Origin of the sequence: Veillonella parvula (assembly GCF_048309325.1) — a bacterium.
Taxonomy (GTDB): Bacteria; Bacillota; Negativicutes; order Veillonellales; family Veillonellaceae; genus Veillonella; species Veillonella parvula_T.
On sequence record NZ_DBFBTX010000005.1, the window covers coordinates 183,752 to 195,211 of the forward strand.

7 protein-coding genes and 1 other RNA gene are annotated in these 11,460 nt (G+C 40.4%); all 8 read left to right on the plus strand.

Annotated elements, in window-relative coordinates:
• Positions 1–6: 6 nt before the first annotated feature.
• The 8 genes from aspS (at position 7) to rimO (ending at position 11,424) form a co-directional block, all read left to right on the plus strand.
• Entirely contained in the window at positions 7–1,812 is a 1,806-nt protein-coding gene (gene aspS, locus ACMKPP_RS05475; RefSeq protein WP_418369391.1) for an aspartate--tRNA ligase, read from the plus strand.
• An 80-nt stretch (positions 1,813–1,892) separates the two neighbouring features.
• Positions 1,893–2,064: non-coding RNA, 6S RNA (gene ssrS, locus ACMKPP_RS05480), on the plus strand.
• Positions 2,065–2,309: 245 nt separating this feature from the next.
• Positions 2,310–3,611, plus strand: coding sequence for a replication-associated recombination protein A (locus ACMKPP_RS05485; protein ID WP_418369392.1), 1,302 nt, complete (start codon positions 2,310–2,312; stop codon positions 3,609–3,611).
• Positions 3,612–3,693: 82 nt separating this feature from the next.
• Entirely contained in the window at positions 3,694–6,438 is a 2,745-nt protein-coding gene (locus ACMKPP_RS05490; protein WP_302146528.1) for an FtsK/SpoIIIE family DNA translocase, read from the plus strand.
• A 48-nt stretch (positions 6,439–6,486) separates the two neighbouring features.
• Positions 6,487–6,939, plus strand: coding sequence for a helix-turn-helix domain-containing protein (locus ACMKPP_RS05495; RefSeq protein ID WP_004698676.1), 453 nt, complete (start codon positions 6,487–6,489; stop codon positions 6,937–6,939).
• A gap of 39 nt (positions 6,940–6,978) precedes the next feature.
• Positions 6,979–8,925, plus strand: coding sequence for a YgiQ family radical SAM protein (locus ACMKPP_RS05500; protein WP_004698698.1), 1,947 nt, complete (start codon positions 6,979–6,981; stop codon positions 8,923–8,925).
• Positions 8,926–8,981: 56 nt separating this feature from the next.
• Complete coding sequence (locus ACMKPP_RS05505; protein WP_101928404.1) at positions 8,982–10,019, plus strand: ABC transporter substrate-binding protein; 1,038 nt, start codon at positions 8,982–8,984, stop codon at positions 10,017–10,019.
• A gap of 58 nt (positions 10,020–10,077) precedes the next feature.
• Positions 10,078–11,424: a 30S ribosomal protein S12 methylthiotransferase RimO gene (rimO, locus tag ACMKPP_RS05510; RefSeq protein ID WP_418369393.1), complete on the plus strand. Its 1,347-nt coding sequence runs from the start codon at positions 10,078–10,080 to the stop codon at positions 11,422–11,424.
• Positions 11,425–11,460: the final 36 nt, after the last annotated feature.

Sequence of the window (11,460 nt, forward strand, 5' to 3'; positions counted from 1 at the left end):
ATTAGAATGGAAACAATGCAAGGCTTACACCGTACGCACGGTTGTGGCACCATCTCTGAACAAGAGGTAGGTAAAGAGGTCGTATTATGTGGTTGGGTTGAACGCCGTCGTGACCATGGTGGTTTGATTTTCTTGGATTTACGCGATCGTTCTGGTGTAGTACAAGTAGTGGCATCCCCGGATCATAACGTAGAATCTTTCCACAAAGCGGAGGATGTTCGTAATGAATATGTTCTTTGCGTACGTGGTAAGATTACAAAACGTGATGAGGCTGCTATTAATCCAAACCTTCCTACAGGTGCATACGAAATGTTCTGTGAAGAGTTGCGCGTATTGAATTCCGCTAAAACTCCTCCTTTCTATATTCAAGATGATATCGATGTAGATGAAAATATTCGTTTGAAATATCGTTACCTTGACTTGCGCCGCCCTGAAATGCAACGCAACTTGATTTTGCGTCACAAGGTAACAAAAGCAATGCGCGACTTCTTCGATAGCCGCGATTTCTTGGAAATTGAAACTCCAATGCTTACTAAATCTACACCAGAAGGTGCTCGTGACTATCTAGTGCCTTCCCGTGTAAATGCTGGTACATTCTATGCGTTGCCACAATCTCCACAAATTTTCAAACAAATCTTGATGGTTGCTGGTTATGAAAAATATTTCCAAATCGTTCGTTGCTTCCGCGATGAAGATTTGCGCGCAGACCGTCAACCTGAGTTCACTCAACTTGACTTAGAAATGTCCTTCGTAGATGAAGAAGATATTTATGCATTGCTTGAAGAGATGATCGCTCATGTATTTAAAACTGCATTAGGTAAAGAAATTTCTTTGCCTATGCCTCGTATTACATGGGACGAAGCAATGGATAAATACGGCTCTGATAAACCAGATCTTCGTTTTGATATGGCCTTTACTGATGTAACTGATCTTGTAAAAGATACAGAATTCAAAGTATTCCGTTCTGTTATCGACAATGGTGGTGTAGTTAAAGGTATCGTTGTACCTGGTGATGCTGGCATTCCTCGCCGTGAACTTGACGACCTTGTTGAATATGTAAATCGTTACGGCGCTAAAGGCCTTGCATGGGCTTGCTTCAACGAGGATGGTTCCATCAAGTCTCAAATCATGAAGTTCTTAGGTGAAGACACAATTCGCAATATCGGTGAAAAAATGGGCGCTAAAGGTGGCGACCTCGTATTGATGATTGCTGATAAACCTGCAACTGTGGCACGTGCATTAGGCGAATTGCGCCTTGAAATGGCACGCCGCATGAACATGATTGATCCAGATAAATTGGCATTCACATGGGTAACTGATTTCCCTATGTTCGAATATAATGAAGACGAAAAACGTTATGTGGCAATGCACCATCCGTTCACAATGCCACGCCATGCGGATCTTGATAAATTGGAATCCGATCCTGGCAGCGTAAAAGCGATTGCTTACGACATGGTATTGAATGGCGTAGAAATCGGTGGCGGTTCCTTGCGTATCTACCAAGCTGACGTACAAGAAAAAGTATTCAAAGCAATTGGTTTGTCCATTGAAGAAGCACGATCTAAATTCGGCTTTATGCTTGATGCATTCCAATATGGTGCACCTCCTCATGCAGGCTGTGCATTTGGTTTAGATCGTCTTGTTATGTTGATGGCAAAACGTCAATCTATCCGCGACGTAATCGCATTCCCTAAAACTCAATCTGCTTCTGATATCATGAGCCAAGCTCCATCTGAAGTAGAACCAAAGCAATTAAAAGAGTTGCATATTAAACCAGATGTAGAAGAAGAACAAGAGCAATCTTTAGTGTAAAAACATAGGCAAGAATTGATTAAAATCGAAATGTCAAGACTTGTTAATTGCTAATCTTTCTGATACTATTTAAGTATAAGATATCCCTGCCATGTGCGTGTGATATCGCAGTTTTGAGCCAACACATTTACTTTGGGAGTCTGAACTCTCGTCTGAACGTTACGCCCTTACGGGACAACTGCAGGATGAGGAGGACACCCACCTGCCCTTGCAGGATCAAAACGCGGTACATTACGGCATGGTGGGGCTTTTTTGCGTGTAAAAATAGACTGAAATATCATATACTATAAATATATCTTTGGTAAGAATTTAAACTTTTTAAAATCTTAAGAGTCTTAAATGTCATAAACGTTATAAATGTCTTGCCAATATTATCAGTGTTACCGAGTTACTGATGTTATTAGGCTTTTATGACGGGGAAGTAATTGTTTTTTTGATTGAATAGTTATAGATATTAAAATACGATAGTTAAACTGGGTGCGAATTGAGGTGATAGAATGGATAGTTTATTTGATATGACACCTACAAATACATACGAGCCACTTCCTGTACGAATGCGTCCTACTAAACTGGATCATTTATATGGTCAAGAGAAGGCCATAGGGAAGGGGACTTTCTTGCGTGCTATGGTAGAGAAGGATACAATACCATCTATGCTTTTTTATGGTCCTTGTGGAACGGGTAAGACTACATTAGCCGGAATCATAGCTAAGGTGAGTAATAGTCATTTTGTAAACCTGAATGCTACTAACGCCGGTATTGGTGAGTTGCGGACCATCATTGAAGATGCGCGTAAACGAGTTCGCTCTTTACAACAACGCACAATTCTATTCCTTGATGAAATTCATCGTTTTAATAAAAGCCAACAAGATGTGTTGTTACCCTGTGTAGAGGATGGCACTATTATCCTTATTGGTGCTACTACAGAGAATCCATTCTTTGAGGTTAATAGACCGTTATTATCTCGTTTGCGTCTTATTACATTAGAAGCACTTACACCAAAGGCTATTGGTCAAATTTTACGTCGCGCCATTACCGATGAAGAAGTGGGATTAGGCAAACGCCATCTACAGGTAACGGATGAAGTTCTGGAAGATGTGGGGATTTTCGTCAATGGTGATGGATGTATGGCCCTTAATATTCTTGAACAAGCAGCAGCTATGGTTCCCGATGAGGGGACGATTACTATTGAGGTTCTTGAAAAGGTCGTAGGTCGTCGCATATATACATATGATAAAAAAGGCGATAGTCATTACGATACAATTTCAGCTTTTATTAAAAGTATGCGTGGATCCGATGTGCAAGCAACGGTACATTATTTAGCGCGTATGATTGAAGCTGGAGAGGATCCTAATTTCATTGCTCGTCGTATTGTTATTTGTGCAGCAGAGGATGTTGGTCTTGCGGATCCACAAGCTCTTATACTTGCCAATGCAGCGGCTCAAGCGGCTCATATGGTAGGTTTTCCAGAGGCGCGTATTATATTATCTGAGGCTGCGTGTTATGTTGCTCTCGCACCTAAAAGTAATTCTGCTTATGTAGCTATTGATGCCGCGATATCTGATGTGCGACATAAGGATTGTGGACAAGTACCTGATCATTTGAAAGACAGTCATTATAGCGGAGCTAGTAAACTAGGCCATGGAAAAGCTTATAAGTATGCACATAACTATCCTAATGGGTATGTAAAACAGCAGTATTTACCAACGCCTCTAGTCGATGCAACCTACTATAAGGGCATAAAGAGAGGGAATGAGGAACAGTTACTTCACGACTGGGAGAAACGTCGTAAAAATTAACTTAATATTACGATATATGCTATAATATAATGATAAGTTAATTTACTGTAATGTTATATAAGTAAGGGGTTTGTATAGATTTATGGCAGAAGAAAATACTTCCACCAAAAAACGCAACACACGCCGTAAGCGAACAAGTACAAAACAGCAATCAAAGTCTCAAAGTTTTTCTTTGCGCAGCGAAGTTAAAGGTCTTATTGTCATTGCCTTTGCTGTGATTTCCTTTCTGGGCTTTTTTGGCTTTGAACTCGGCCTTGTAGGACAGATTTTAACAGGTATATTCCGTTATGGCTTTGGCCTAGGGGGTATTATTCCTTGTTTATGCGTTTTCTGGTTAGGTTGGAGATTATTATATAAGGATACATTTATTTCCATTACAAAACGAGGCGTTGTAATGACCTTGTTTTTCCTATTTTTGTTAGCTCTTGTTCCCTTGTGGCGCGTTCCTGAGGGGCAGGAACTCATCACTACACAACTAGCTAATCAAGGTGGTTTCGTAGGTGGCGCAATTGCTACATTCCTTCGCACACTATTAGGCAACCTAGGGGCTATTATTCTTGATGTATTCTTACTCATAGCTTTTGGATTACTTGTGACACGTTTGTCTTTGCGTAGTGGATTACAGAAGGCTGCGGACAAAACACAGGTTGGCCTTGATGTTGCAAAAGAGGTAGCTGCTGAAAAGGTCGCTGTTGCAAAAGAAGTCTTTGAAGATTGGAATGAACAGCGTAAAGAAGCGGCAGAACAGCGTAAAGCTTATAACAGGGAAAAAGACACACGCTTTGCTGATGCAGCAGATCAAGCATTAGATGCATTGGAAAAACAAGGTATTGCTAATGGAAGAGATCTGTTTGACTCTTCTACAGATGTAGAAGTTGAAAATCTTGAAGATACAGTTACTACTGTGGAGGCGCCAAAACCTCCTACATCTTGGAAGGAATTAGCTGAGATAGAAGCACGTAATCGTGCGGCTGAGCAATTGGCTAATATTTCTGAAGCATTTGGTGATGTGAAGTCTTATGAAGCTGATGATTTTGAACAATTCTCTGATACGCATAGAGCTACGAGTGATGATTATGTATATGTTCCAGATGAGGACTATGCATATACCCCAGATGAAGAGTATTCAGATGAGTTTGGAACTGCAGCAAACTCTGATGACGAAGAAACAGAATTCTCGTATCAAAATACAACGATGGGGCCATTAGAAACTAATCACGGTGCTATCGCTTCTACTGTGCCAGGAACGGGTGCGGCTGCAAGCTCCGTAAGTGCTGGGGCCGGCATGGCAGGTATGGGTTTACACGTACCGTCTATTATTAGTACTACTGAAGATACGGCGCAAGTAGCTGTATCTAAAGATGGCCAAATTCATCGTTCCTATGATAGACCTTACCACTTCCCAAGCCTAGATATTTTAGCGAAAGGGAAGGGGAGTCAAAACAATGGTGAAGAAGTAGCGCAAAATGCGATGATGCTTGAACATGTATTGAGTGACTTTGGTATTACTGCTAAGGTTGTTAATGCTACACAAGGTCCAACTGTTACACGTTATGAAATTGAACCTGCACCAGGCGTAAAAGTGAGTCGTATCGTTAACTTAACAGACGATATTGCCCTCAATTTAGCAGCACAACATATTCGTATGGAGGCTCCAATTCCAGGTAAATCTGCCATCGGTATTGAGGTGCCTAATAAAACGACAGAAGCCGTTCATTTACGTGATGTACTTGATTGTAGTGACTTTAAAGATGCTCGTGGTGGTATTCCTGTCGGTCTTGGTAAGGATATTGCAGGTAAACCTGTTATTACGGATCTTGCTAAGATGCCTCACTTGCTCGTAGCTGGTACGACTGGATCTGGTAAATCCGTATGTGTAAATACATTGATTTCTAGTATTCTCTTTAGTCGTAAACCGGAAGAGGTTAAGTTATTATTAATCGACCCTAAAATGGTTGAATTGTCTATTTACAATGGGATCCCGCACTTGATGGCTCCAGTTGTAACGGATATGAAAAAAGCAGCAGCTGTATTGCGTTGGGCCGTTCGTGAAATGGAGGCTCGTTATAAGGCGTTTGCTGCATCTGGTAAACGTGATATCAAGAGCTACAATGAGGCTCATCCTAAGGCTGCAATGCCGCTAATAGTGTTGATTATCGATGAGTTAGCTGATCTTATGATGACAGCTCCTGATGATATTGAAGAATCTATTAGTCGTTTAGCACAAATGGCTCGTGCCGCAGGTATTCACATGGTTCTTGCTACACAGCGGCCATCTGTTAACGTTATTACCGGTTCTATTAAGGCCAATGTACCAAGCCGTATTTCCTTTGCTGTAGGCTCTCAAATTGACTCCCGTACCATTCTTGATATGGCAGGAGCAGAGAAATTATTGGGTAAAGGGGATATGTTATTTGCTCCGATTGGTGCTAATAAACCTATTCGTGTACAAGGGGCCTTCATTTCTGATGATGAGGTAGAAAAACTTGTAGAGTTTGTGAAAGCTCAACGAGAACCAGAATATGATAATACGGTAACTCAAGAAGTGGAAAAGGAAGCTGAAAAAGAATCTTCTGATGCTAATGATGTTTACCGCGATGAATTATTAGAGCGAGCTGTCAATCTCGTTATGGAATCTGGTCAAGCTTCCGTATCGATGTTGCAACGTCGTTTCCGTATAGGTTACACCCGTGCGGCACGTCTTGTAGATACAATGGAAGACCTCAAAATCGTTGGCCCTAGCATGGGCAGTAAGGCTCGAGAAATTTTAATGAGCCCTGAACAAGCTAAGGCTAGATATTTCTCCGATTCCAATGATGAGCAATAATTAGCTAATTACTATATGAATATTACGTAGATTTAGAAAGGAACGAAAATGGCTGAATTAGGCGAAGAATTACGACGTGAACGGGTAAGACGTAATCTAACCTTTAAAGATGTGGAGCAAGTGCTGCACATTAAAACAACCTATTTAGAGGCTATCGAAGATGGCAACTATGATATCATTCCTGGTCAAGTCTACGTAAAAGGTTTTATTCGAAACTATGGTAACTACTTAGATCTTGATGGAGATCGCTTGGTGAAAGTATATCAGGGCCAAGTAGGAGACATAGATACCTTTTCTTTACGTTCTGTTACAAGACGGAAGGCTCAAGCAACTCCTAATTTGGTACAAAGTGAGTTTGTTGAATACCAAACATCTAAAAAGCGTATGTCCTTAGAAACGCGTCAACGAAAACGTCAACGCTCTATTGTACAAGAACGCATTATTTTAGGGATTATTTTAGTTTGCATGGCATTATTTTTACTATGGTTATTCCTGTTCTAGTATCTGATTAGGCATGATAGAAAGGCATTTACACAATCAATGGATAGATTTTTAGTAACAGAACCTTCGGATATGAAGGAACGTGGTTGGGCTGAATTAGATTTCGTTCTCATCAGTGGGGACGCTTATGTGGACCATCCATCCTTTGCGCCTGCAGTTATCGGTAGATACTTGGAATCCAAAGGTTATCGTGTAGGCATTATAGATCAACCAGATTGGAATGATGTAGAGGCTTTCAAAAAACTAGGTAAACCACGTCTAGCATCCCTTGTTACGGCAGGGAATTTAGATTCAATGCTTAATAAATTTACGGCAGCAAAGAAAGTTCGCCGTCAAGATGATTATTCTCCAGGTGGTGAGTCAGGTCATCGTCCAGATCGTGCTACCTTGGTATATGCTAACCGTATGAAGGAGGCTTACAGTGATGTACCTCTTATCATTGGTGGTATAGAAGCGTCTTTGCGTCGCTTTGGTCATTATGACTATTGGTCAGATACGGTGCGTCGATCCATCTTAGTAGATTCTAAGGCCGATGTACTCGTCTATGGCATGGGAGAACTTCAAATCGTTGAACTAGCTGATGCCTTAGATCAAGGTCGATTTAAAGAGTCTTTGCCATCTATACGTGGCATTTGCTACATGGCAAAGGAAATTCCAACCATTGACTATGTAGAGTGCCCATCGTATGAAGCTATTAAGGCGGATAAGATGGATTTTGCCGATGCATTCCGCATTCAATACGATGAACAAGATCCGTTCTATGGACGTATTGTAGTCCAAAAGCATGGTGATAGATATCTCATTCAGAACACGCCTGCGTTGCCATTGACACAGGAGGAAATGGACGGTGTCTATAACTTGCCATATACTCGAAAGTGGCATCCTAAATACGATGATAAGGGTGGTGTGCCAGCATTAAGCGAAGTTCAATTTAGCCTTGTGAGCCAACGAGGTTGCTTTGGCAGTTGTTCTTTCTGTGCTATTACTAATCACCAAGGGCGTATCATTCAGAATCGTAGTCATGAGTCTTTGATTGAAGAAGCTCACATGATGATCAAGATGGACAACTTTAAAGGGTATATTCATGATGTAGGGGGCCCTACGGCAAACTTCCGCCATCTAGCTTGCGATAAACAAGCTGTCTATGGTGCGTGTAAAGGTCGTACTTGTGCGGCTCCAGAGCCTTGTGAAAACTTGAATACAAATCATGATGACTATATTGCTTTACTGCGTAAATTACGTAAACTAAAAGGTGTAAAAAAGGTATTTGTTCGTTCTGGTTTGCGTTATGACTATGTACTAGCCGATAACAATAAAGATTTTGTGCGGGAACTTTGCGAATTTCACGTAAGTGGGCAGCTAAAGGTAGCTCCAGAACATGTATCTAAACGGGTTACCAATATGATGGGAAAAGCTGGTAAAGAAGAATTCCTAACCTTTAAGTCTTGGTTTGAAGAGGCAAATAAAAAGCTTGGTAAGAAACAATACTTAGTTCCGTACTTTATGAGCTCTCATCCCGGTTGTGCCTTAGAGGATGCTATTGAATTAGCGGAATTTTTACGAGATCACCATATGTACCCAGAGCAAGTACAGGATTTTATTCCTACGCCGGGTAGCCTTTCTACTTGTATGTATTATACGGGCATTAATCCACTAGATGGAAAACCTGTATATGTTGCTAAAAAGGGTCGAGATAAAGCAAAACAGCGCGCATTGATGCAGTTTAAAAATATTGAAAACTATGACCTTGTTAAAGAGGCTCTCATAGAAGCTAATCGACGTGATTTAATTGGCTTTGGCCCAGAATGTTTAATTCCACCCCGACCAATTGGTGGAAATTCTAAGCGTATTAGCCAATCTAGTAAATCTCGTAATGGCAAACGAGGTTGCGAATCTAGGAATCGATGCCAGACTGGAAAAAGGCGTAGTAGAGATGTGACTAAAGTTCGTACATCTAATAAAAGTTTTGGTGGTCGTTACATGTAGGGAGTAGCTTTAGCTACTCTCATTTTAAGATACTTTATGTCTTATGGGAGGCATATATGAAACGATGGATTGCTCCGAGCATCTTAGCATTATTTGTGGTAGGAATGTTGATCTATGGCATAAACTTTTACCAACAAGAACAAATAGAACAGGCCAAAGAGCCTATTCGTGGTGAAATTATAGTCTATACGGACTTACCTAATACTTTGACAGCTATGCTTGCTGAGCGTTATGAAGAGGAACAAAAGGTAAAAGTCACTGTAATGCCTCTTACAGAGGAACAAATGTCGCAACGGTCGGCTTCTACAGTGGCTGATACTTCTGGTGATTTGGTGCTAACTTCTGAAGATAATCTCGTAATTGGCGCCAATGCAGGTAAATATATGCCCATCGTCAATGAACGTATTGACGAGGTACGTGATAATCTAAAGGATCCAAATGGCTATTGGGTTGGTATTTGGTACGATCCCATCGTATTTGTTCAGAATGATACCTTCCATAATGGCATTGGTAAATATATTACTACATGGGATACATTGGGAAAACAAGGTGATTGGTCTATCGTTATGACCGATTTTGTAGCATCTCAGAATGCGGCCAATTTGCTATATAATATGGTAGAGTATAAAGGGGAACCAGAGGCTCTTGAATACTTATATAGTTTGAAGCCCCATGTGGTTCAACATGCTAAATTTTTGTCTACTCCAATACGACTAACTGCGCTAGGGGAGACAAATATTGGTATTGGTAACTTGTCTGATGCGGCACAATATAGTCATCATGGGTATCCCATTAAGGTCATTTATCCTAAAGATGGTACGTCTTATTATGTGACTGGTGCTGCCGTTTTAAAAAATTCAAAACATAAAGCAGATAGTGTAGAGTTTATTAATTGGTTACTATCTTCTAAAACGGCAAAATATATGGTAGAAAAGAATTTTACCTATATATTTACTAATCCTGAGATGGATGAGCCAAAAGATTCTATGGGGCATGATTTAGTGTTATGGCCTGTGAATGGTGGTTATACCCTAGAGGGTAAAAAGTTATTGTTAAATCATTGGGTTAGCCAGGTACGATTCCGTAAGGACTAAGTCAGTTGTATAAATCCAAGAAATAAATAAAAAGAATCTAGTGACGAAAGGATATGTAATGGGGAAAAAATTAGGATATGTTAGCCTAGGTTGTGCTAAAAATTTAGTAGATACAGAGGTAATGTTAGGCTTATTGAGAGATAATGGCTATTCGATTACAGAAGACTTAAGCGAAGCAGATCTTATCGTTGTAAATACCTGTACTTTTATTGAAAAAGCTAAGGCTGAGTCTATAAATACCATCCTTGAGGTTGCCCAATATAAGGAGGATGGTGCTTGTAAGGGCCTTATCGTAGCAGGTTGTCTTAGTCAACAATATCAGGATGAATTATTCCAAGAAATTCCTGAAATTGATGCATTAATCGGTACCGGTGCATGGGATCAAGTTATGGTAGCCGTTGATGCTATTGAGCACGGCAATCGCAGTTGTATCATGGAAAATATTACGAATATCTACGATGAGCGCATGCCTCGTATTCAAACAACACCTCGTTATAGTGCATATGTAAAAATTGCAGAAGGCTGTAATAACGGGTGTACATTCTGTATTATCCCAAAGGTACGCGGTGCATTCCGTAGTCGTACTATCGAGTCTATCAAGGCTGAAGTGGAACGATTGGCTGCGACCGGGGTTAAGGAAGTTGTCCTTATCGCTCAAGATACAACGAGTTATGGTATCGACCTTAATGATGGTAAACCATTGTTGACGACATTGTTAAAAGAATTAACAACTGTAGAAGGCATAGAATGGATTCGCATGCTATACCTATATCCGACATTTTTCTCTGATGAATTGTTAGATATTATCGTTAATGAGCCAAAGCTTTGTAAATATGTAGATATTCCATTGCAACATGTTAATAACGATATTTTGAAACAAATGAATCGCCGAGACGATCGCAATGATATTGAGCGCTTGCTTAAGAAGATTAGAAATGCACCGACTCATATTACATTGCGCACTTCTATCATCGTTGGATTTCCTGGTGAAACAGATGAACAATTTGAGGAACTTTGTGACTTTGTAAAAGAAATCAAATTCGATAATATGGGCGTATTTACGTATTCTCAAGAAGATGGTACACCAGCTGGTGCTCGTGAAGACCAAATACCAGAAGAGGTCAAAGAAGAGCGTTATCACGTTCTTATGTCCATCCAAGCTGCTATCTCTGAAGAGAACAATCGCAATTTAGAAGGTACCATTGATTATGCTATGGTAGAGGAAATCGAAGAAGGCGAGAATAACACCTTGCTTGCAAAAGGTCGATTGAAATCTCAAGCACCTGATGTAGATGGTAATATGTACATTGAAGACTGCGGTGAAGACATTCAACCTAGTGATATTCTTAAGGTACAAGTAGAGCAAGGCTTTGCTTATGATGTAGTAGCTACAGTTGTAGAATAATGCACAGTTCGATACATTCGATTGTGGAGGTGATCT

Coding starts and splice junctions, on each gene's coding strand:
- ACMKPP_RS05505 (WP_101928404.1), top strand. CDS start 8,982: ATGAAACGATGGATTGCTCCGAGCATCTTAGCATTATTTGTGGTAGGA.
- ACMKPP_RS05490 (WP_302146528.1), top strand. CDS start 3,694: ATGGCAGAAGAAAATACTTCCACCAAAAAACGCAACACACGCCGTAAG.
- ACMKPP_RS05485 (WP_418369392.1), top strand. CDS start 2,310: ATGGATAGTTTATTTGATATGACACCTACAAATACATACGAGCCACTT.
- rimO (WP_418369393.1), top strand. CDS start 10,078: ATGGGGAAAAAATTAGGATATGTTAGCCTAGGTTGTGCTAAAAATTTA.
- ACMKPP_RS05500 (WP_004698698.1), top strand. CDS start 6,979: ATGGATAGATTTTTAGTAACAGAACCTTCGGATATGAAGGAACGTGGT.
- ACMKPP_RS05495 (WP_004698676.1), top strand. CDS start 6,487: ATGGCTGAATTAGGCGAAGAATTACGACGTGAACGGGTAAGACGTAAT.
- aspS (WP_418369391.1), top strand. CDS start 7: ATGGAAACAATGCAAGGCTTACACCGTACGCACGGTTGTGGCACCATC.